We start from the raw sequence: 22,392 nt of genomic DNA, 5'->3' as shown, positions 1-22,392 counted from the left end.
CGATCAGGCTGGGACCTCTCCGCACCCGCATAGGTACCATGGCATGTCCAACTCTCTCTCGCTGTCCTCCAAGCTGTGGACCGGCTCGGCCATCGCCGTCGTGCTGCCATTGGCTGCTGCGGCGGGCGGGTTCGCCCTCGGCTTGAGGCCCGGGCAAACCCTGGCGCTGGGCATCGGCGCCACGGTGCTGGCCGCCGCGGTGCTGGCCTATACCGTCCACGCCATCACCCGCTCGCTGCGGATCGCCACCACCACCCTGGCGCGCTTCGCCACCGGCAATTTCGAGGTGGTGATGCCGACCATCCGCAACGACCAGGCCTGCGAGGTGCTGCTGGCGCTGCGGCAGGTGCAGACCGGGGTGCGCCAGATCAACGACGAGATCGTGCGCATGTCCGCACAGCACGACGCCGGCGACATCGACGTGATGATCGACGCCCATCGCTTCGATGGCGAGTTCAAGGTCATCGCCGAGGGCATCAACCGCATGGTCGGCGAGCACATCGCCACCAAGAAGAAGGCGCTGGCCTGCGTGGCCGAGTTCGGCCGCGGCAATTTCGATGCGCCGCTGGAGACGTTCCCGGGCAAGAAGGTCTTCATCAACGAGATCATCGAGCAGGTGCGCCGCAACATGCAGGGGCTGATCGCGCAGATGCAGCACATGTCCGCGCAGCATGACGCCGGCGACATCGACGTGGTGATCGAGAGCCACCGTTTCGAAGGCGACTTCCGCAGCATGGCCGACGGCATCAACCGCATGGTCGGCGACCACATCGCCACCAAGAAGAAGGCGATGACCTGCATCGCCGAGTTCGGACGCGGCAACTTCGACGCGCCGCTGGACGTCTTCCCGGGCAAGAAGGCGTTCATCAACGATACCGTTGAGCAAGTGCGCGCCAACCTGCGCGCGCTGATCCGCGACACCAGCCTGCTCGCCGACGCGGCCGCGGCCGGCCGCCTGGACGTGCGCGCCGACGGCAGCCTGCACCATGGCGATTTCCGCCGCATCGTCGATGGCATCAACCTGACCCTGGATACGGTGATCGGACCGATCAACGATGTCGGCGCCGTGCTCAAGGCGATCGAGGGCGGCGACCTGACCCGGGTGGCGGACGTGCAGTGCCAGGGCAAGCTGAAGGAACTGTGCGACAGCATCAATGCCACCGTTGCGCGCCTCGCGCAGGTGGTCGGCGAGGTCAACATCAACGCCGACGCCCTGGCCAGCGCCTCCGAGCAGGTCAGCGCCACCGCGCAGTCGCTGAGCCAGGCGGCCAGCGAACAGGCCGCCGGCGTGGAGGAAACCAGTGCGTCGCTGGAGCAGATGACCGCCTCAATCGCGCAGAACACCGAGAACGCCAAGGTCACCGACAGCATGGCCGCCAAGGCCGCACGCGAAGCCAACGAAGGCGGCGATGCGGTGCGCTCGACGGTGGTGGCGATGAAGCAGATCGCGCAGAAGATCGGCATCATCGACGACATCGCCTACCAGACCAACCTGCTGGCGCTGAACGCGGCGATCGAGGCCGCGCGTGCCGGCGAACACGGCAAGGGCTTCGCGGTGGTCGCCGCGGAAGTGCGCAAGCTGGCCGAGCGCAGCCAGGTCGCCGCGCAGGAGATCGGCCAGGTGGCCGAATCCAGCGTGGAACTGGCCGAGAACGCCGGCAAGCTGCTGGAGCAGATGGTGCCCTCGATCCGCCGCACCTCCGACCTGGTGCAGGAAATCACCGCCGCCTCCGAGGAACAGACCTCGGGCGTCGGCCAGATCAACGCCGCGGTCGGCCAGCTCAACCAGACCACCCAGCAGGCCGCGGCCAACTCCGAGGAACTGGCCGCCACCGCCGAGGAAATGAGCGGTCAGGCGGAGCAGTTGCAGCAGTTGATGAGCTTCTTCCGTACCAATCAGGTGGTGGCGCCGCGGCGCCCCGCCGCTCCGCAAGCCCTGGCGCGCAAGTCGGCACCGGTGCGCAAACGCAGTTTCGGCTTTGGCGAGACCGGCCTGGCGTTGGTGCCGGCGCCGGACGAAGCGCAGTTCGACACGTTCTGACAACCACACTTCCGTACATCCAACAGGGGGATCACGGTGTTTAATCAAATGAAGATCGCTACCAGAATCGGGCTCGGCTTCGCCGCCGTCCTGCTGCTCATGGTGGGCATGGGCGTGTTCACGGTGGACAAGCTGGCCAAGGTCAACCAGGCCTCCACCGACATCGCCACCAACTGGATGCCCAGCATCCATTACGTGCAGGCGATGAACACCAACCTGTCCGACCTGCGCGTGGCCGAACTGCAACACGTGGTCACCGAGAACCCGCAGGAAATGCGCGCCTTCGACCAGCAGATGGAGCAGATCCTGGCCGAGTACGCGAGTAACCGCGACCATTACGTCAAGCTCATTTCCTCGGATGAGGAAAAAGGCATCTATACGAACTTCAATGGCGAGTTCGACAAGTACCTGGCCCTGCACAAGCAGGTCCTCGACCTGTCGCGAACGCTGAAGACCAGCGAGGCGCTGGCCTTGTTCAACGGCGACCAGCGCAAGCTGTACGACGACGCGTCGACCATTCTCGACAGCCTGGTCGTGCTGAACACCAAGGGCGGCGAAGCCGCCAGCGCAGAGGGCGATGTGCTCTATGCCAGCTCGCGCCAGTGGATCATCGCCGTGATCGTGGTGTGCGTGCTGCTGGGCGCCGGCATTTCGGTCTTCATCGTGCGCGGCCTGATGCGCCTGCTCGGCGGCGAGCCGGCCTACGTGGCCGAGATCGCCAACAAGGTGGCGCAGGGCGACCTCAACCTGGAGGTGGCGGTGCGCGCCAACGACAGGGGCAGCGCGTTGTATGCGATGCGGACCATGGTCGAGCGGCTGAAGCTGGTGATCGACGGCCAGCGCCGCGTGGTCCAGGCCGCCAACCGTGGCGACTTCTCCGAGCGCATCGCCCTGGACGGCCTGTCCGGGTTCCAGCGCGACATGGGCCAGGGCCTGAACGAGTTGACCACCACCACCGGCGACAGCATCCAGGACGTGGTGCGGGTGATGGGCGGCCTGGCCGAGGGCGACCTGACCCGCAGCATCGACAAGTCCTACGACGGCGCCTACGCCGAAATGAAGAACTACGTCAACGACACCATCGCGCGCCTGTCGCAGGTGGTCAGCGAGGTCAACAGCAATGCCGAGGCGCTGGCCAGCGCCTCGGAGGAAGTCAGCGCCACCGCGCAGTCGCTGAGCCAGGCGGCCAGCGAACAGGCCGCCGGCGTGGAAGAGACCAGCGCCTCGCTGGAGCAGATGACCGCCTCGATCTCGCAGAACACCGAGAACGCCAAGATCACCGACGGCATGGCCAGCAAGGCGTCCAGCCAGGCGCTGGACGGCGGCGAGTCGGTGCGTGCGACCGTGCAGGCGATGAAGCAGATCGCGCAGAAGATCAGCATCATCGACGACATTGCCTACCAGACCAACCTGCTGGCGCTGAACGCGGCGATCGAGGCCGCCCGTGCCGGCGAGCACGGCAAGGGTTTCGCCGTGGTCGCCGCGGAAGTGCGCAAGCTGGCCGAGCGCAGCCAGGTGGCCGCGCAGGAGATCGGCGATGTGGCCAGTTCCAGCGTCGAGCTGGCCGAGAACGCCGGCAAGCTGCTGGACGAGATGGTGCCGTCGATCAAGCGCACTTCCGACCTGGTGCAGGAGATCACCGCCGCCTCCGAGGAACAGACCTCCGGCGTCGGCCAGATCAATGCCGCAGTCGGCCAGCTCAACCAGACCACGCAGCAGGCCGCGTCCAACTCCGAGGAGCTGGCGGCCACCGCCGAGGAAATGAGCGCGCAGGCCGAACAGCTGCAGCAACTGATGAGTTTCTTCAAGCTGGAAGTTGCAGCCGCATCCAGGACCGCGACGCGGCGTCCGGCCGCGGCGCGCGGCCGCAGCGGGCAGGCCGGGGCCAAGCCGATCGCGCGCGTGGCCGGCGGCAAGCTGGTGCTGGCCGACACGCTGGACGGAACCCACTTCGAAACCTTCTGAGGCATGGCCATGAACGCTCCCGCTTCGCTCTCACCCTCCGATGCCGGCGACCTGGCGACGGACCAGTTCCTGACTTTCCTGCTCGGCAAGGAAATGTTCGGCGTCGGCATTCTCGGCATCAAGGAGATCATCGAGTACCGCACGCCGACCGACGTGCCGATGATGCCGCCCGCGCTGCGTGGGGTGATCAACCTGCGTGGCGCGGTGGTGCCGGTGGTGGATCTGCAGCAACGCTTCGGCCGCGCGCCCAGCGAGATCAGCAAGCGCACCTGCATCGTCATCATCGAGGTCGCCAGCGGCGAGGAGCGCCAGGTGCTTGGCCTGCTGGTGGACGCGGTCAGCGAGGTGCTGGAGATCGCCACCGCCGACATCGCCCCGCCGCCGGCGTTCGGCACCGGCATCCGCCGCGATTTCATCCACGGCATGGGCAAGGTCGGCGAGCGCTTCGTCATCCTGCTCGCCGCCGATGCGGTGCTGGCGCCCCAGGAGTTCGCCAGCATGACCGCCCTCGACGCCCACCTGGAAGAAGGCATCGCCGCCTGAGCGGCCTTGGCCGCGCAGCACCCTGCCTCTCTCTCGAAACGGATTTCGCATGCCCACGCCCCCCGACACCGCCGCCCTGCACCACTTCGGCACGGTCCTGGTGGTCGACGACAGCCAGGTCCAGCGCGAACACGCGCTGGCCCTGTGCCTGCGGATGGGCGCCGTAGCGGTGGAAGGCGCGGCCGACGGCCATGCGGCGCTGGCACGGGTGACCGAGGGTTCGCCGCTGGGGCTGCTGATCGTGGACCTGGAAATGCCCGGCATGGACGGCGTGCAGTTGCTCGAGGCGCTGGCCCGCAGCGACGTGCGCGTGCCGATCGTGGTCGCCTCGCAGCGTGGTGCGGCCCTGATCGACTCGGTGCTGCAGGTCGGCCGCAGCAACGGCCTGCAGGTGCTGGCGGGCCTGGAGAAGCCACTGCGCGCCGCCCAGATCGCGGCCGCGCTGCGCGCCCATGCGCCGCCGACGCCGGCGCCGCGGAACGAGGCCGAAGCGCCGGGCGAGGCGACCATGGCGGCGATGCTGCGCGAGGCACTGCAGCGCGGCGAGATCGAGGTCGCCTACCAGCCCAAGGTGGACATGCGCAGCGGCCGGGTCGGTGGCGTGGAAGCGCTGGCGCGCTGGCGCCATCCCAGCGCCGGGCCGATCGCGCCGGACCGCTTCATCGCCGTGGCCGAGCGCGAAGGCCTGATCCATGCGCTCACCGCCTGCGTCGCCGACCAGGCGCTGGCGCGGTTGGCTGCCTGGAAGCAGGACGGGTTCCAACTGACCCTTGCCTTGAATCTGTCGCCGAGCATGCTGCAGGACCCGAACCTGCTCGACGAACTGCTGGGACTGCTGCGCAAGCATGGCCTGGCGCCGTCCGACCTTGTGCTGGAAATCACCGAAAGCTCGCTGGTGTGCGGCAGCGCGCTGGGCATGCTGGCGCGGCTGCGGCTGCAGGGCTTCGGCCTGTCGCTGGACGACTACGGCACCGGCTTCTCCTCGCTGCAGCAACTCACCCGCATTCCCTTCACCGAGTTGAAGATCGACCGCATCTTCGTCCACGACGCGCACCGCAGCCGCAATCTGCGCACGGTTCTGGAATCGGCACTGGGCATGGCACAGCGGCTGGGCCTGAGCACCGTCGCCGAGGGCATCGAGACGGTGGAGGACTGGACCCTGCTGCAGGAGCTGGGCTGCGACTTCGGCCAGGGCTACCTGCTGGCGCGCCCGCTGGGGGGCGGCGCGCTGCACGCCTGGCTGCTGGAGCACCAGCGCCTGCTGCAGGAGCACGGCCCCACCGGCAACGCCAGCGCCCCCGCTGCTGCCTCCACCCACTGACCGGCCACATCCATGACCAGCCACGACACCATCACCGAGCAGGAATTCGGCCGGTTCCAGCGTTTCATCTTCGACGCCGCCGGCATCACCATCTCGCCGGCCAAGAAGGCCATGCTGTGCGGGCGCCTGGGCAAGCGCCTGAAGGCGCATTCGCTGCAGACCTACACCCAGTACCTCAAGCTGCTGGAAAGCCGCGAAGGCAGCGGCGAGGTGCAGACCGCGATCGACCTGCTGACCACCAACGAAACCTACTTCTTCCGCGAGCCCAAGCACTTCGACCTGCTGCGCAGCGTCGCCGCCGCGCATACCGGCAGCGCGCCGTTCCGCTGCTGGAGCGCGGCCAGTTCCAGCGGCGAGGAGGCCTACAGCATGGCCATGGTGCTGGACGACACCCTGCAGGGACGCCCGTACGAAGTGGTCGGCACCGACATCAGCACGCGCGTGCTGGCCAAGGCGCGCACCGGCCACTACCCGCTGCTGCGCATCGAGCACATGCCGCCGGCCATGCTCAAGCGCTACTGCCTCAAGGGCCGCGGCGAGTACGAAGGCAGCATGCTGATCGATCGCCGCATCCGCGACCACGTGCGCTTCCTGCACGCCAACCTCAACGCGACGCTGCCCAACCTGGGCCAGTTCGATGTGGTGTTCCTGCGCAACGTGATGATCTACTTCAACGGCCAGACCAAGCGCGAAGTGGTGGCGCGGGTGCTCGGCACGCTCAAGCGCGGCGGCATCTTCTGCATCGGCCACTCCGAGAGTCTCAACGACGTCAACGGCGACGTGGTGCAGATCGCGCCGTCGGTGTACCGCAAACCATGAAGGCCGACGTGCCAGGAGGGAACCCCGCATGACCACGATCAAGGCCATGGTGATCGACGATTCGGCGGTGGTGCGCCAGGTGCTGGTCGCCGTGCTCAACGACGCGCCCGGCATCGAGGTCATCGCCGCCGCGGCCGACCCGCTGCTGGCGATGGACAAGATGCGCCAGCAATGGCCGGACGTGATCGTGCTCGACGTGGAGATGCCGAAGATGGACGGCATCACCTTCCTGCGCAAGATCATGAGCGAGCGCCCGACCCCGGTGGTGATCTGCTCCACGCTCACCGAGAAGGGCGCGCGGGTGACCATGGACGCGCTGGCCGCCGGCGCGGTGGCGGTGGTGACCAAGCCCAAGCTCGGCCTCAAGCAGTTCCTCACCGATTCGGCCGAGGAAATGATCGCCACGGTGAAAAGCGCCGCGCGCGCCAACGTCAAGCGCCTGTCGGTGCGTGCGGCACCGGCGCCGGCGGAGCCGGAGATCAAGCACACCGCCGACGTGATCCTGCCGGCACAGGGCAATCGCCCGCTGTCGCAGACCACCGAACGGGTGGTGGCGATCGGCACTTCCACCGGCGGCACCCAGGCGCTGGAGGAAGTGCTGACCGCGCTGCCGCGGGTCAGCCCCGGCATCGTCATCGTCCAGCACATGCCGGAGAAGTTCACCGCCGCCTTCGCCGCGCGCCTGGACACGCTGTGCCAGATCTCGGTGAAGGAAGCGGCCAACAACGACCGCGTGGTGCCGGGACGCGCGCTGATCGCGCCGGGCGGCAAGCACATGCTGCTGCGTCGCAGCGGCGCGCAGTATTTCGTCGAGGTGCTGGACGGGCCGCCGGTGAACCGGCACCGGCCGTCGGTGGACGTGTTGTTCCGTTCCGCCGCGCGCGCCGCCGGCGGCAACGCGCTGGGCATCATCATGACCGGCATGGGCGACGATGGCGCGGTGGGCCTGCTGGAAATGCGCCAGGCCGGCGCGCGCACCGTGGCCCAGGACGAACACAGCAGCGTCGTCTTCGGCATGCCCAAGGAAGCGATCAAGCGCGGCGGCGCCGAAAAGATCCTGCCACTAAGCGCGATGGCGCGCGAGATCGGCCAGCAGCTGAGCTAGCGCAGCCGACGCGGCGTTGCCCGAACCGTAGGCGCGGCTTCAGCCGCGACCGGGCCTTTCCATGAAAGCCCTGCGTTAGAGCCGAAAGCCGCCTTTATCGTAGGAGCGGCTTCAGCCGCGACGAAGCGTCCCCATGAAAGCGCGTCGCGGCTGAAGCCGCTCCTACAGCACAGCCAAGCGATACGCGCGCACCTGCAATCAAAATGCGCGGCGTGCGCCTCAGATCCGCAACACCCTCACCCCGAATTGATGTGCTCCTTGCAGTACAGGCGCCGGTAGGCGCTGGGGGTCATCCCCAGGCGCTGGCGGAACACGCGTCGGAAGTAGCCGCTGTCGCTGAAGCCGGCGCGCTGCGCGACATCGTCGACCGCGCAAGTGTTGACCAGCAGCAGCTTCTCGGCGAAGGCGATGCGCTGGCGGTGGATCGCCTCGGTCAGCGTGGTGCCGAAGCTGCGCCGGTAGATGCGGCCCAGATAATCCGGATTGCAGTGCAGTTGCGCAGCCAGCGACGAGGCGGTAAGCGCGGTATGGAACTGCGTGCCGATCAGTTGCTTGGCGCGGTACGCCAGCGCCACGCCCGCGCGCTCGGAGTCGTGCGGATCCGGCCAGGCGCCGGCCACGCATTGCAGCATCGACAGCACGATCGGCTCCAGCATCGGCAGCGTGCGCCGTTCCTCCTGCTCGGCCAGGAACCAGCGGAACAGGCCGACGAAACGCTCCGGATCGCGGATCGCGGTGCGCTGCGGCATCGACAGCGCCACCGCGTTGTCCGCCTGCGCCGCGCCCGGTTCCAGTTCGAAATGCACCCAATAGAAGCGCAGGTCGTCCGGGAACTGGCCCAGGCCGGCATGCGCACGGCCAGGCCACAGCAGCAGCGTCTCGCCGGGGCCGACGTGGAAGTCGCTGTCCTGTTCGCGAATCGACAGCATGCCGCGCTCGACGAAGATCAACTCGTAGGACTGGATCACCCGCGCCGGGTGCGCGCCCACCCCGCGGGAAATGAACAGGCCCCCGTTCTGGACCCGGATCGGGTAGGCGACGGTCAATTCAAGCATGTCGGAAACGTCTCCCCGTGCGCGCAGCACGCTGCACTGCAGCAATCCAATGAACGTCACCACGCGCGCGCAGCCCGGCGACCATGGTCGGAATCGTACCGGTTTTATACCGCACAGACTCTTGTCGCGGTTACGCGGCCGTGCGACTTTGCGCTGGCGCCGGACCGCGCGCGCCAGGAGCCGCCCCGTTGACTGCGACCGCCATCGGCCATGCCGCCGCAGACGCCGCGCCGGCCGCGACCACGCCGCGGCTGTCGCGCCTGGAAAAGTTCGGCTACGGCCTCGGCGATGCCGGCGGCACGGTGGTCACCTGCCTGATCGCCAATTTCCTCACCTTCTTCTACACCGACGTGTTCGGCCTGACTCCGGCGGTGGTCGGCACCCTGTTCACCGTGCTGCGCGTGGCCGACGCGGTGTCCGACCCGGTGATGGGCCTGATCGCCGACCGCACCCGCAGCCGCTGGGGCCGCTTCCGTGCCTGGCAACTGTGGGTCGCCCTGCCGATCGGCATCGCCTGCGTGCTGACCTTCAGCGCGCCGCAACTGAGCGCCGGTGCCAAGATCGCCTACGCCTTCGCCAGCTATTTCCTGCTGTCGCTGTGCTACACCGCGATCAACGTGCCCTACTGCGCGCTGATCAACAGCATGACCGGCGACCACCGCGACGTGGTCTCGGCGCAATCCTGGCGCTTCGTGCTGTGCGGCATCGCCGGCTTCCTGGTGTCGGTCGGGCTGCCGTGGCTGGTGCGGGAACTGGGCAACGGCGACGCCGCGCGCGGCTACCAGCTCGGCGTGTGCGTGCTGGCGGCGCTGGCGGTGGCGATGTTCCTGTGCTGTTTCTTCGCCGTGCGCGAGCGCGTGCCGGTCAGCCTGCTCGGCGGCGCCGGCATCGCCGAACACCTGCGCGGCCTGCTGCGCAACGACCAGCTGCGGCTGGTGCTGCTGATGTCGTTCCTGCTGATCAACGTCTACAACATCCGCGGCGGCGCCTATCTGTACTTCATCACCTACGTGCTCGGCGGCAGCAGCGGCTACGCCTCGCTGTTCTTCGCGATGGTGGCGCTGGCCACGGTGCTCGGCGCGATCGTGGTCAACGCGCTGTGCCGCCGCTTCGACCCGCTGGCGCTGTACCTGCACACCAACCTGGCGCTGGCCGCGTTCGGCGTGGCGCAATGGTGGCTGCCCACCGGGCCGGCGCAGCAGACCCTGTGGCTGGGCGTGATCTTCGTGCATTGCCTGGTGCTGGGCTTCGCGCTGCCGCTGCACTTCTCGCTGATGGCCTTCGCCGACGACTACGGCGCCTGGAAGAACCGGGTGCGCTCCTCCGGCATCAACTTCGCCTTCAACCTGTTCTGCATCAAGCTGGCCTGGGCCTCGAGCGCGGTGGTGATCAGCGCTCTGTTCGTCTACGCCGGCTACCGCGCCGGCGCCGCGCAGCAGAGCCCCGCCTCGCTGCAGGCCATCACCCTGCTGGAAACCCTGATCCCCGCCGGCCTGCACCTGCTGCTGGCGGCGGTGATCCTGCGCTGCCGGCTGCGCCGGCCGCTGCTGGCGAGCATCGCCGACGACCTGGCCGCACGCCCGGTGCACTGACCTTCCCCACTCTTCAGGATCTCCGCTCCATGCCGCATTCGCCCGTGCCGTCCCCGGAACTGCCGCTCGCCCACCTGCGCATCGCCGATCCGTTCTGGCAGCGCTACCAGCGCCTGGTGCAGGAGGTGGTGCTGCCCTACCAGTGGGATGCGCTCAACGACAACGTCGCCGATGCCGAACCCAGCCACGCCATCGAGAACTTCCGCATCGCCGCCGGCCGCAGCGACGGCACGTTCTACGGCATGGTGTTCCAGGACAGCGACGTGGCCAAGTGGCTGGAAGCGGTGGCCTACCTGCTGGCGCAGCATCCCGACCCGGCGCTGGAGCGCGATGCCGACGCCACCATCGAACTGATCGGCGCCGCGCAGCAGGCCGACGGCTATCTCAACACCTATTTCACGGTGAAGGCGCCGCAGGAGCGCTGGACCAACCTGGCCGAGTGCCACGAGCTGTACTGCGCCGGGCACATGATCGAGGCCGGCGTGGCCTACTACCAGGCCACCGGCAAGCGCGCCCTGCTCGACATCGTGTGCCGGCTCGCCGACCACATCGACGCCACCTTCGGCCCCGGCCCGACGCAGTTGCACGGCTACCCGGGACATCCGGAGATCGAACTGGCGCTGATGCGCCTGTACGAGGCCACCGGCGAGGCGCGCTACCTGGCGCTGGCGCGCTACTTCGTCGAACAGCGCGGCACCACGCCGCACTACTACGACGAGGAGTACGCCAGGCGCGGCCACACCTTTTTCTGGGGCGGGCATGGCCCGGCCTGGATGATCCAGGACAAGGCCTACAGCCAGGCGCACCTGCCGGTGGCACTGCAGGACACCGCCGTCGGCCATGCCGTGCGCTTCGTCTACCTGTACGCCGGCGTGGCGCACCTGGCCCGGCACAGCGGCGACGCCACCCTGCGTGCGGCCTGCGCGCGGCTGTGGGACAACGCCACGCAGCGGCAGATGTATCTGACCGGCGCGATCGGCGCACAGAGCTACGGCGAGGCCTTCAGCGTCGACTACGACCTGCCCAACGACACCGCCTACAACGAGAGCTGCGCCTCGATCGGGCTGATGATGTTCGCCAACCGCATGCTGCAGTTGGCACCGGACGGCCGCTACGCCGACGTGATGGAACGCGCGCTGTACAACACCGTGCTGGGCGGCATGGCCCTGGACGGACGGCACTTCTTCTACGTCAATCCGCTGGAAGTGCACCCGCCCACCTTGCACGGCAACCACACTTTCGATCATGTGAAGCCCGTGCGCCAACGCTGGTTCGGCTGCGCCTGCTGCCCGCCCAACATCGCCCGCGTGCTGACCTCGCTGGGCCACTACCTCTACACCCGCCACGACGACACCCTGTACGTGAACCTCTACGTCGGCAGCGACGCGCGGTTCGAGGTCGGCGGGCAGATCCTGACCCTGCGCCAGCGCGGCGAGTACCCGTGGCAGGACACGATCGACTTCGACGTGGCGTGCAGCGCCCCGATGGACGCGGCGCTGGCGCTGCGCCTGCCGGACTGGTGCCAGGCGCCGCAGTTGCTGCTCAACGGCGAGCCGGTTGCGATCGAGGCGCACCGCCAGCATGGCTACTGCGTGCTGCGCCGGCGCTGGCAGTCCGGCGACACCCTGCAACTGCGCCTGCCGATGCCACCGATGCGGGTCAGCGGGCATCCGCGAGTGCGTCACCTGGCCGGCAAGGTCGCGGTGCAGCGCGGGCCGCTGGTGTACTGCCTGGAGCAGGCCGACAACGGCGCCGACCTGCATCAGCTGCGCCTGCCCGCCAGCGCGGCGCTGCAGGCCGTGCCCGGCAGCGGCGCGCTGGACGGCCAGGTGCTGCTGCAGGCCACCGGCGAACGCCTGCATGGCGATGTCGACGCAGCCGCGCCGCTGTACCGCTACGACGCGCCGCCGCCGGCGCGGCAGCCGCAGACCCTGACCTTCGTGCCCTACTTCGCCTGGGCCAACCGCGGCGAGGGCGAGATGCGGGTGTGGGTGGACGCCAGCGACGGTTGAAGGCAATGCTGCGGCACACATCCTGTAGATACCGTCTTACCCCCTAGCAGGCAAGTCCCCTTTTCGGATCGAACGCCGTACCCGATTTGAGAACCCCGTAGGCCAGGTGCAGGAGCTTGCGCATGGCGGCGCACACGATCTGCTTGCCGGCTTTGCCGCGTTCGCTCAGCCGCTGTTTCAGCGTCCGGATGATCGGGTTGTGGGTCATGGCCACCAGGGCCGGCATGAACAGGCCCGCACGCAGGCGGGGCGAGCCGGTGCGCGAGATGCAGACGTGGCCTTTGCGGTCGCCCGACTGCTGCAGGCACGGATTCAGGCCCGCGAAGGCGGTCACCGCCGCGGCATCGGCGAAGCGCCTCACATCGCCAAGCTCGGCCAGCATCAAGGCCGCGCTGGTGTCGGCAATCCCCTGGATGCTCACCAGCAGCTCGCGCTGCCCACGCAAGGTCGGATCCTGGTCGATGTGGTCATCGATGGCCTGCTCGATCTGGGCGATGTGGTGTTGCAGATCGGCCAAATGGACCTGGATCGAGTCCTTCACCTGGGCCGGAGCGACGTCCAGCCGGTTGCGCTCCATCTGCAGCATCTGTTGCAGATCCTGGCGCCGGCGCACCAGCGCTTTGAGCTGCTTGAGCGCCGGCGGATCAGGGTGCCAACGGCGTAACTGCTCGCGGTGACGCAGGGCATAACTGGCGATCAGCTTGGCATCGCTGCGATCGGTCTTGACCCGGCTGAGCTGGCTGCGTGCGTACGCGGCCGTCTGCGCAGGGTTGAGCACGCACACCTGATAGCCTCGTGCGTGGAGGAACTCGGCCAGCGCCTGGTGATAGGTGCCGGTGGCCTCCATGGCGATCCAGCTATCGGGCTGCGCATGCGTCTGCAGCCATGCCTGCAGGGCCTGGAAGCCCTTGGCATCGTTGGACAACTTGGCCTTGGTACGGTGCTTGCCATTGGTCAGATCGATGGCCGCATCGAAACTGCGTTTGGCGACGTCGATGCCGATGACGGGAGACATACGCGATTCCTCCATCGTGTCAGGGTCATGATCGGCGCTGGGCCCGGTCCTGCCTTGTCGATGCGAGTTCACGCCCGGGAGCGGACTCTGGATACCGTTCGGACACACAAGGGCCAGCATGTGGAGGGCGGAGCCGATCTACGATGCAAGCTCGAAGCTTTAGGAGCGACTGGGCCTCCCACACCTCCTCCGATGATCAGTCGGAAGACATGACGCCTGTTTAGGGGCGACATGTCCAGATACAAGGAGCGGCTTTAGCCGCGACGGGCGTTATCGCGCACGTCGCGGCCGATCCCGCAAAAAGGGGACAAGAGCCGCTCCTACCAGGCAAGCTGCATCCGGGTTGATCGTTGCGGAAACAGGTCAACGAAGCGATGCCTGCACTGCGGCGCCCCACGAGCCACGTCGCAACGGCCAACGCAGGCTCTAAGCTAGGGCCATGGATGCCCTGGCCCTCGCCGCCCCGCCGTTCGCCCGCCTCGCCCTCGGCGCGCATCGCATCGCCGTGCCGGATGCCTGGCTGCTGGCGTTCGAGGTCGATGCCTTCGACAACGACGATTTCCAGCGCCATGGCCTGCAGCGGCCGCCGTCGATCGCGCGCAGCGTGCGCAAGCGCCAGGCCGAGTACCTGGCCGGACGGCGCGCGGCGCTTGCTGCACTGCGCGCCGCAGGCAGTACCGCAACAGACCTGCCGATCGGCGCCGACCGCGCGCCGCTCTGGCCCGCCGGCTTCCTCGGCAGCCTCTCGCATACCGATGGCCTGGCGGTGGCCATCGCCCTGCCGACATCCGCCGGCGCCAACGGCATCGGCCTGGATGTCGAACGTGTGGTGGCAGAAGACCAGCTCGAGGCGATCCGCAACGTGGCCCTGGACACCAGCGACTGCGACGCGCTGGCCGCGCTCGCCCGCGTCCGCGGCTGGCCGTACGCGCTGACCCTGGGCTTTTCTGCGAAAGAGAGTTTCTACAAGGCCGCGGCGGCGACCGTCGGCCGCTTCTTCGATTTCGACGCCTTGCGCATCGAAGGCTGCGACCCGGACAGTGGCCACGTGGACACGCGCATCGCCACGCCGCTGGCGCCGGCGTTGACGGTGGGACAGCGGCATCGCCTGCGCTGGGTGGACGTGCAGCCGGGCCTGCTGCTCAGCAGTTGCGTCTGGTAGCGCGTCCGGCGCGATCGCATCGCCGCGCGGATGCGGCGAGACGCGGCAAGACGCGCCAGGTGCGCCGCGCCGCGCAATGCACGTCACCGCACTGCGCGATGTATCGGCAGGCGCGGCGATGCGCCGCCTGCCGCTGGGTCATGCCCTCACAGCGCGGCCAGGATCTGCTCGCGCCGGCGTGCGTACTCGGCCGCGTCGATCAGTCCCTGCGCTTTCAACTGTTCCAGCGCGCGCAGGCGCTGCTCCACCGAGGCGGCAGGCGGCAACGGCGGCGCCGCCACGGCCGCCGGCCGGCGCCGCTGCGCGCGGATCGCCATCCACACCACCACGCCGATCAGCAGCGGAATGCCGAGCATGACCATCAGCACCAACCAGTGCCAGATGCTGAATCCACCCATCGCGTCCTCCTGCCGGTTGCGCGCCGCTCCTGGCGCTTACTTCGCCTTGCCCTGGTTGGCCACCGCCTCGGCGGCCTTCTTCGCCGCTTCCGGATCGCCCAGGTAGCGGTAGGACTGCACCTGCAGGCTGTCGTCCAGTTCGAACAGCAGCGGGATGCCGGTGGGGATGTTGAGTTCGAGGATCTCTTCGCGCGACACGTCGTTCAAATATTTGTACAGCGCGCGCAGCGAATTGCCGTGGGCGGTGACCAGCACGGTCTGCCCGGCCTTGAGCTGCGGCGCGATGGCGTCGTGCCAGTACGGCAGCACGCGCTCGAGCGTGGTCGCCAGCGACTCGGTGGCAGGCAGCGCATTGCGGTCCAGGGTGGCGTAGCGGCGGTCGTGCAGCGGATGGCCCGGATCCTCGGCATCCATCGGCGGCGGCGGGATGTCGTAGGAGCGGCGCCAGATCTTGACCTGGTCCTCGCCGTGCTTGGCCGCGGTCTCGGCCTTGTCCAGGCCCTGCAGGCCGCCGTAGTGGCGCTCGTTGAGACGCCAGCTCTTGTGCACCGGCAGCCAATCCTGGTCCAGTTCCTTCAGCGCGCCCTGCAGGGTGTGGATGGCGCGCTTGAGCACCGAGGTATGGGCGACGTCGAACTGCAGGCCCTCCTCGCGCATCAGCCGGCCGGCAGCCACGGCTTCCTGGCGGCCCTGCTCGGTCAGGTCGACATCGACCCAGCCGGTGAAGCGGTTATCCAGGTTCCACTGGCTCTGGCCATGGCGCAACAGTACGAGTTTGCGGGTCACTGCGACGGTCTCCGTTGGGGGATGCGTGGATGGTGCAGCCCTGGATTGTAGCTCTTGGCTGGGAATGGGGAATCGGGAATGGGGAATCGTTGAAGCGGACTTCCGTGCGGCTCTGACCAGCAGGCGGCGCTTGGCCGTTCGGCTTGCTGGAGAACCAAGCCGTCGCGATTCCCGATTCCCGCCCCTCCACACGCCAACCACGAACACGGCGCGATCATCAGCGCATGGAACCTTCCTCGCACCCCGTGTTCGGCGACTGGGACGGCAGCATCGTGCAGGCGCGCGCGCTGCAGGCGACGCTGGCGCACCAGGTCAGCCTGCAGGACGAGGTGCCCGACCCGCCGCGCTGGCTGGCCGGCTTCGATGTCGGCTTCGAGGACGATGGCCAGGTCACCCGCGCCGCGGCGGTGCTGCTCGATGCGCAGACCCTGCAGTTGCAGCAGGCCGAGATCGCCCGCGTGCCTACCTCGATGGCCTACGTGCCCGGCCTGCTCAGCTTCCGCGAACTGCCGGCGCTGCTGGCCGCATTGGACCTGCTGCGGCAGCGCCCGGACCTGGTGTTCGTCGATGGCCAGGGCATCGCGCATCCGCGCCGGCTCGGCATCGCCGCGCACTTCGGCGTGGTGACCGGGCTGCCCAGCATCGGCGTGGCCAAGACCCTGCTGGCCGGCCGCTTCGACGAACCCGGTCCGCAAGCCGGCGACCACAGCCCCATCGTGCATCGCGGCGAGGTGGTCGGCTGGGCGCTGCGCAGCAAGCTGCGTTGCAATCCGCTGATCGTCTCGCCCGGGCACCGCGTGGCGGTGGACAGCGCGCTGCACTGGACCCAGCGCTACCTGCGCGGCTATCGCCTGCCGGAACCGACCCGGCTGGCCGACCGGCTGGCCTCGCGCCGCGGCGAGATGCCGGCGCCGGCCGTGGAAACCCCGTCGCTGTTCTGAACCAGACGCGGTGGCCGGCGGCTGCGCAGATCATCGAAGGATCGATGCTGCGCCACCCGCCATGCGCTCGCGCGTGCGACCGGCCGCGATGCGGCGCCGATGATGCACAGGCCCGCCGCCACGTCGCAGACAAGAAGCGCACGCACTTCGCACTATGCGATTCCGGCACGCCGGCATCACCGCGCGACATGGCGCGAACGCGTCGCGGCTCGGCCCGCCGCGCATGACCGCATGCGGGACAGTCCGTCTTGCCATGGCGCCGCACCGCGACCGTCCGCGCATGCGAAGCTTCGCTTCCGTTTTTCGACTGCGAGCGTCCGCATGCCCACCCTCATCGCCCCCCGCGTCCACGATATCGGCGGCTTCGAAGTGCGTCGCGCCGTTCCCAGCGTGCAGGCGCGCAGCGTCGGCCCGTTCGTCTTCATCGACCACATGGGGCCGGCGGTGTTCGAGCCGGGCCATGGCGTGGACGTGCGCCCGCATCCGCACATCGGCCTGGCCACGGTCACCTTCCTGTGGTCCGGCGAGATCGGCCACCGCGATTCGCTCGGCTCGGACCAGGTGATCCGCGCCGGCGACGTCAACTGGATGACCGCCGGCCGCGGCATCTCCCACTCCGAACGTACGCCGACCGCGTTGCGCGAGCACGCGCACCCGCTGCACGGCATGCAGACCTGGGTGGCGCTGCCGAAATCGGCGGAAGAGACCGCACCCGCGTTCTACCACCATGCCGCCGCCAGCCTGCCGCAGCAGCGCCTCGACGGCGTGTGGCTGCGGGTGATCGCCGGCCGCGCCTACGGCGAGGAATCGCCGGTGACGGTGTTCGCCGACACCCTCAACGTGGCCCTGGACCTGGAGGCGGACGCGGAACTCGACCTGGATGCCCGGCACGCCGAGCGCTCGCTGTACATCCTGGAGGGCGATGCGCAGCTGGACGGCGTGGACATCCCGGCGCGGCACCTGGTCCTGCCCGAGCCGGGCGCGCGCGGGCGGCTGCGCGCCAAGACCCCGCTCAAGGCGATGCTGATGGGCGGCGAACCGCTGGATGGCCCGCGCCACCTGTGGTGGAACTTCGTCTCCAGTTCGGTGGAACGCATCGAGCAGGCCAAGCAGGACTGGCGCGAGGGCCGCTTCGGGACGATCCCGGGCGACGACCAGGAATTCATCCCGTTGCCCGAACCGGGCCGCTGACACACCGGTCGCCGCCACATCGGGCGGACAGGGCGAGCGGTCTGAGCGGCCGCTCGCCCCCTCTTGCGCCCCTGTCACCGTCGCCGCCGCCCCGTAACGACCTGCGTGGCGGCGCAGCCGGGCGGGTGCTGCCATGCCATACCACGCGTACGGATATTCCGGAATCCGCATCCCAATTGTCAGCGCGGCCACGCTGGGCTATGGTGCAGGCGCGGCCGCGTGCGCGTGGCCGCACACGGGACACGCACTGCGTCGGGGGATGCACTGCCGGGATCCCGCACAGGATGGGCGCTCCCGCAGACGACGCCGCAGGCGTGCGTATGGAACGAACGCGTCGCATCGCGGCGTATGGGGAACATCGCGAATGAAGACACTCTTGCGCAAGGCGCTGCTGACCGCTGCGGCGGCGTTGCCCGCCGCTGCCGCCACCGCGCAGCAGGCACAGAACTGCCCACCGCTGCCGCCGCAGAGCAAGCTGCAATGGAGCGAGCGCAGCGACAAGGGCTTCATCGTCTGCCGCGCCAGCGATGCCGACGGACGTCAGGTGCTGGGCATGATGCTCACCGCGCGCGACCCGAACATTCCGCTGCAGCGCACGCTGCGCGAGGAAAAGGGCGCCATCGCCGGCGAAGCGGTGTATTGGTACCGGCCGGATGTGGGCGGCGTCGAGTTGCCGAACCAGGCCACACGCCGCATCACGGTTGCGGAACTGAAGAAGGACCAGTACGCACAGGTGTGGATCGATGCCGCCGACGCCCAGGAACTGCAGACCCTGCAGTCGCTGGTGCAGGGCCTGGACATGCGCCAGTCGAGCCTGGCGTTGGAGCGCTGAAGCCCGCAGGTTCGAGACATGACGTAGGAGCGGTTTCAGCCGCGACAGATGTTTCCGGGAACGCCCGTTGCGGCTGAAGCCGCTCCTGCGACGGACGGCACGACGCCGCAGAGAAGGCGCGCGCCCTGCGCACCGGCCTGCAGTTGCAGCAGGTCGCCGCCGCCGAGCACCGCCAGCGTCTGCGCCGGCAACCGGCGCTGGCTGCGCCACCGGATGCGTTCGGGCGCGAACTCCTGGTAGCGCGTCGCGGTCATCTTGTCGCGCGCCGGCAGGTTCACCCACGGTTGGAAGCCGCACATTCCGACAGCACGGGGTGACTTTGCGAGGGCTTCGCTCCGGACCCTCACCCCAACCCCTCTCCCGGAGGGAGAGGGCTAAAGCGCGCTTCGACGGCTCATTATCTATTCGAAGCCATGCCCTCCCTTCTCCCCTCGGGAGAAGGTGCCCCGAAGGGGCGGATGAGGGTACGGGCGCAGCCTCGTGCAGCGTCCGAAAGCCCAGGCTGGATTCGCGAGGGCTTCGCTCCGGACCCTCACCCCAACCCCTCTCCCGGAGGGAGAGGGGCTAAAGCGCGATGCGACGGCTCCTTATCTATTCGAAGCCATGACTGCCCTTCTCCCCTCGGGAGAAGGTGCCCCGAAGGGGCGGATGAGGGTACGGGCGCAGCCTCATGCAGCGTCCGAAAGCCCAGGCTGGATTCGCGAGGGCTTCGCCCCGGACCCTCACCGCAACCCCTCTCCCGGAGGGAGAGGGGCTAAAGCGCGCTTCGACGGCTCCTTATCTATTCGAAGCCATGACATCCCTTCTCCCCCCGGGAGAAGGTGCCCCGAAGGGGCGGATGAGGGTACGGATGCAGCCTCGTGCAGCGTCCGAAAGCCCAGGCTGGATTCGCGAGGGCTTCGCCCCGTACCCTCACCCCAACCCCTCTCCCCGAGGGAGAGGGGCTTCTTCTACGACCAAAGTACTAGGCCCCTGGCCGCCCCCGCCATTGACCCTCCAGGCCATCGGGGCGACCCTTGCGGCAATCTTTGGGGGAGCGTTCTGCATGAAAGGGTTTTCCAAGCTGGCCTGGGCCGCACTCGCCATCCTGGCGGCGTTCTGCCTCGGCACCATCGCCCTGCGCCGCGGCGAACACATCAATGCGCTGTGGATCGTGGTGGCCGCGGTGTCGATCTACCTGATCGCCTATCGCTTCTACAGCCTGTTCATCGCCGACAAGGTGATGCAGCTCGACCCCACCCGGGCCACGCCGGCCGTGCTCAACAACGACGGCCTGGACTACGTGCCGACCAACAAGCACGTGCTGTTCGGCCACCACTTCGCCGCCATCGCCGGCGCCGGGCCGCTGGTCGGGCCGGTGCTGGCCGCGCAGATGGGCTACCTGCCCGGCCTGCTGTGGCTGGTGGTCGGCGTGGTGGTCGCCGGTGCGGTGCAGGACTTCATGGTGCTGTTCCTGTCCAGCCGCCGCAACGGCCGCTCGCTCGGCGACCTGGTGCGCGAGGAAATGGGCCAGGTGCCCGGCACCATCGCGCTGTTCGGCGCGTTCCTGATCATGATCATCATCCTGGCGGTGCTGGCGATGGTGGTGGTCAAGGCGCTGGCGGAAAGCCCCTGGGGCATGTTCACGGTGATCGCGACCATGCCCATCGCGATCCTGATGGGCGTGTACATGCGCTACATCCGCCCCGGCAAGATCGGCGAGATCTCGGTGGTCGGGCTGATCCTGCTGCTGGCGGCGATCTGGTTCGGCGGCAAGGTCGCCGCCGATCCCACCTGGGGCCCGGCCTTCACCTTCACCGGCACGCAGATCACCTGGATGCTGATCGGCTACGGCTTCGTCGCCTCGGTGCTGCCGGTGTGGCTGCTGCTGGCGCCGCGCGACTACCTGTCCACCTTCCTCAAGATCGGCACCATCATCGCCCTGGCGATCGGCATCTTGGTGGTGATGCCGGAACTGAAGATGCCGGCGCTGACCCAGTTCGCCGCCAGCGGCGACGGCCCGGTGTGGAAGGGCGGCCTGTTCCCGTTCCTGTTCATCACCATCGCCTGCGGCGCGGTGTCCGGCTTCCACGCGCTGATCTCCTCGGGCACCACGCCCAAGCTGCTCGCCAACGAGTCGCACATGCGCTACATCGGCTACGGCGGCATGCTGATGGAATCGTTCGTGGCGGTGATGGCGCTGGTGGCGGCCTCGATCATCGACCCGGGCGTGTACTTCGCGATGAACAGCCCGGCCGCGGTGATCGGCGCCGACGTCGCCGCCGCCGCGCACCACATCAGCACCACCTGGGGCTTCGCCATCACGCCGGAGCAACTGACCGCCACCGCCGCGGCGATCGGCGAACCGACCATCCTGCATCGCGCCGGCGGCGCGCCGACGCTGGCGGTGGGCATCGCGCAGATCCTGCACCAGGCCATCCCCAACAGCAGCGACGCGATGATGGCCTTCTGGTACCACTTCGCAATCCTGTTCGAGGCGCTGTTCATCCTCACCGCGGTGGATGCCGGCACCCGCGCCGGCCGCTTCATGCTGCAGGACCTGCTCGGCAACTTCATCCCCGCGTTGAAGAAGACCGAGTCGTGGACCGCCAACATCATCGGCACCGCCGGCTGCGTGGCGCTGTGGGGCTACCTGCTGTACACCGGCGTGGTCGATCCGTTCGGCGGCATCCAGACGCTGTGGCCGCTGTTCGGCATCTCCAACCAGATGCTGGCCGGCATCGCGCTGATGCTGGGCACGGTGGTGCTGTTCAAGATGAAGCGCGACCGCTACGCGTGGGTGACCGCGGTGCCGGCGGTGTGGCTGCTGATCTGCACCACCTATGCCGGCCTGATCAAGATCTTCGACGCCAACCCCTCGCAGGGCTTCCTGGCGCAGGCGCACAAGTTCCAGGACGCCATCGCCAGCGGCACCGTCACCGCACCGGCCAAGTCGGTGGCGCAGATGCAGCAGATCGTCACCAACGCCTACGTCAACACCGGGCTGACCGTGCTGTTCCTGTGCGTGGTGTTCGCGGTGCTGGTGTACGCGATCAAGACCATCCTCGTCGCCCGCCGCACTCCGCAGCGCAGCGACCGCGAGACCGCGTACGTGGCCCTGCAGCCGCACCAGATGGCGGACCTGTAATGGGTGGCGCACTGGTTCCGGTCGGCCAGTACCAGGCGCACCGCCGGCTGTGGCGGCGCCTGGTGCAGACCGCGCGGCTGTGCTGCGGCATCCCCGACTACGACAACTACGTGCGGCACATGCTGGAAAAGCACCCGGACCGCGAGCCGATGGACTACAAGACCTTCTTCCGCGAGCGCCAGGAAGCGCGGTATGGCGGCAAGAGCGGGTTTCGCTGTTGTTGAAAGGCTGGGATTGGGGAGTCGGGATTGGGGATTGGTGGCGGGGCGCCTGAGGGCGCCTGACCATTCGACCGGATCACACGGCGGCTCTCGTTCTGAACGCGGCGATGCCCGGCAATGGCATCGCCGCGTTGCTGTTGTAGGAGCGGCTTCAGCCGCGAGGCCTTACCGATAGCGCGTCGCGGCTGAAGCCGCTCCTACGGAAAAGCACGCGGATGCCATGCACTCGCGAGGCTGCTCCCAATCCCCAATCCCGATTCCCCAAT

Annotated in this window: 18 protein-coding genes and 1 pseudogene; 14 read left to right on the top strand and 5 right to left on the bottom strand. The window is 68.4% G+C overall.

Annotation, left to right across the window (positions count from 1 at the left end; translation table 11 throughout):
- The first annotated feature begins 43 nt into the window (after positions 1 to 43).
- From RAB71_RS08135 to RAB71_RS08110, 6 genes are read left to right on the top strand one after another with little or no spacing between them, the layout of a single operon-like run.
- Complete coding sequence (locus RAB71_RS08135) at positions 44 to 2,041, top strand: methyl-accepting chemotaxis protein (protein ID WP_010341208.1); 1,998 nt, start codon at positions 44 to 46, stop codon at positions 2,039 to 2,041.
- A gap of 48 nt (positions 2,042 to 2,089) precedes the next feature.
- Positions 2,090 to 4,006 (top strand): methyl-accepting chemotaxis protein, encoded by a 1,917-nt coding sequence (locus RAB71_RS08130; protein WP_010341209.1) that lies wholly within the window; start codon positions 2,090 to 2,092, stop codon positions 4,004 to 4,006.
- Positions 4,007 to 4,015: 9 nt separating this feature from the next.
- Positions 4,016 to 4,549, top strand: coding sequence for a chemotaxis protein CheW (locus RAB71_RS08125; protein ID WP_026143817.1), 534 nt, complete (start codon positions 4,016 to 4,018; stop codon positions 4,547 to 4,549).
- Positions 4,550 to 4,598: 49 nt separating this feature from the next.
- Positions 4,599 to 5,870: an EAL domain-containing response regulator gene (locus RAB71_RS08120; protein WP_010341211.1), complete on the top strand. Its 1,272-nt coding sequence runs from the start codon at positions 4,599 to 4,601 to the stop codon at positions 5,868 to 5,870.
- 12 nt (positions 5,871 to 5,882) lie between these two features.
- On the top strand, positions 5,883 to 6,689 hold the full coding sequence (locus tag RAB71_RS08115; RefSeq protein WP_010341212.1) for a protein-glutamate O-methyltransferase CheR: 807 nt from the start codon (positions 5,883 to 5,885) through the stop codon (positions 6,687 to 6,689).
- Positions 6,690 to 6,717: 28 nt separating this feature from the next.
- Positions 6,718 to 7,794, top strand: coding sequence for a chemotaxis response regulator protein-glutamate methylesterase (locus RAB71_RS08110; protein ID WP_010341213.1), 1,077 nt, complete (start codon positions 6,718 to 6,720; stop codon positions 7,792 to 7,794).
- 236 nt (positions 7,795 to 8,030) lie between these two features.
- Here RAB71_RS08110 and RAB71_RS08105 read toward each other — a convergent pair whose 3' ends face one another.
- The gene (locus tag RAB71_RS08105; protein WP_010341214.1) at positions 8,031 to 8,849 is read right to left on the bottom strand and encodes an AraC family transcriptional regulator; all 819 of its coding nucleotides are present in this window, start codon (positions 8,847 to 8,849) and stop codon (positions 8,031 to 8,033) included.
- A 188-nt stretch (positions 8,850 to 9,037) separates the two neighbouring features.
- Here RAB71_RS08105 and RAB71_RS08100 point away from each other — a divergent pair, with 188 nt between their 5' ends.
- Positions 9,038 to 10,441: an MFS transporter gene (locus RAB71_RS08100; protein WP_010341215.1), complete on the top strand. Its 1,404-nt coding sequence runs from the start codon at positions 9,038 to 9,040 to the stop codon at positions 10,439 to 10,441.
- 29 nt (positions 10,442 to 10,470) lie between these two features.
- On the top strand, positions 10,471 to 12,453 hold the full coding sequence (locus RAB71_RS08095; protein ID WP_010341216.1) for a glycoside hydrolase family 127 protein: 1,983 nt from the start codon (positions 10,471 to 10,473) through the stop codon (positions 12,451 to 12,453).
- A gap of 43 nt (positions 12,454 to 12,496) precedes the next feature.
- Here RAB71_RS08095 and RAB71_RS08090 read toward each other — a convergent pair whose 3' ends face one another.
- Entirely contained in the window at positions 12,497 to 13,468 is a 972-nt protein-coding gene (locus RAB71_RS08090) for an IS110 family transposase (RefSeq protein WP_353940057.1), read from the bottom strand.
- 439 nt (positions 13,469 to 13,907) lie between these two features.
- Between RAB71_RS08090 and RAB71_RS08085 the strand changes: the two genes are divergently transcribed.
- On the top strand, positions 13,908 to 14,630 hold the full coding sequence (locus RAB71_RS08085) for a 4'-phosphopantetheinyl transferase (protein ID WP_010342086.1): 723 nt from the start codon (positions 13,908 to 13,910) through the stop codon (positions 14,628 to 14,630).
- 146 nt (positions 14,631 to 14,776) lie between these two features.
- Here RAB71_RS08085 and RAB71_RS08080 read toward each other — a convergent pair whose 3' ends face one another.
- Together RAB71_RS08080 and gpmA are read right to left on the bottom strand one after the other, a co-directional pair.
- Entirely contained in the window at positions 14,777 to 15,028 is a 252-nt protein-coding gene (locus RAB71_RS08080; RefSeq protein WP_010342085.1) for an SHOCT domain-containing protein, read from the bottom strand.
- A gap of 36 nt (positions 15,029 to 15,064) precedes the next feature.
- Positions 15,065 to 15,814, bottom strand: coding sequence for a 2,3-diphosphoglycerate-dependent phosphoglycerate mutase (gene gpmA / locus RAB71_RS08075; protein ID WP_010342084.1), 750 nt, complete (start codon positions 15,812 to 15,814; stop codon positions 15,065 to 15,067).
- Positions 15,815 to 16,038: 224 nt separating this feature from the next.
- On the opposite strand from gpmA, the gene nfi reads away from it, so the two are divergent.
- From nfi to RAB71_RS08060, 3 genes are all read left to right on the top strand, one after another.
- Complete coding sequence (gene nfi / locus RAB71_RS08070) at positions 16,039 to 16,755, top strand: deoxyribonuclease V (protein ID WP_029561970.1); 717 nt, start codon at positions 16,039 to 16,041, stop codon at positions 16,753 to 16,755.
- Positions 16,756 to 17,076: 321 nt separating this feature from the next.
- On the top strand, positions 17,077 to 17,946 hold the full coding sequence (locus RAB71_RS08065; protein ID WP_010342082.1) for a pirin family protein: 870 nt from the start codon (positions 17,077 to 17,079) through the stop codon (positions 17,944 to 17,946).
- Between the two features lie 364 nt (positions 17,947 to 18,310).
- The gene (locus RAB71_RS08060) at positions 18,311 to 18,778 is read left to right on the top strand and encodes a hypothetical protein (protein ID WP_010342081.1); all 468 of its coding nucleotides are present in this window, start codon (positions 18,311 to 18,313) and stop codon (positions 18,776 to 18,778) included.
- A gap of 110 nt (positions 18,779 to 18,888) precedes the next feature.
- Here RAB71_RS08060 and RAB71_RS08055 read toward each other — a convergent pair.
- A pseudogene (locus tag RAB71_RS08055) lies at positions 18,889 to 19,077 on the bottom strand (hypothetical protein); the annotation flags it as partial.
- Between the two features lie 746 nt (positions 19,078 to 19,823).
- Between RAB71_RS08055 and RAB71_RS08050 the strand changes: the two are divergent.
- Both RAB71_RS08050 and RAB71_RS08045 read left to right on the top strand, forming a co-directional pair.
- A complete protein-coding gene (locus RAB71_RS08050; RefSeq protein WP_010341968.1) occupies positions 19,824 to 21,905 on the top strand; it encodes a carbon starvation CstA family protein in 2,082 nt (693 codons plus the stop codon).
- Positions 21,905 to 22,129 (top strand): YbdD/YjiX family protein, encoded by a 225-nt coding sequence (locus tag RAB71_RS08045; protein ID WP_010341969.1) that lies wholly within the window; start codon positions 21,905 to 21,907, stop codon positions 22,127 to 22,129. Before RAB71_RS08050 ends, RAB71_RS08045 begins: the two co-directional genes overlap by 1 nt.
- Positions 22,130 to 22,392 lie beyond the last annotated feature (263 nt).

Source organism: Xanthomonas sacchari (genome assembly GCF_040529065.1).
Taxonomy (GTDB): domain Bacteria; phylum Pseudomonadota; class Gammaproteobacteria; order Xanthomonadales; family Xanthomonadaceae; genus Xanthomonas_A; species Xanthomonas_A sacchari.
This window is presented reverse-complemented; position numbering and strand designations above follow the sequence as displayed.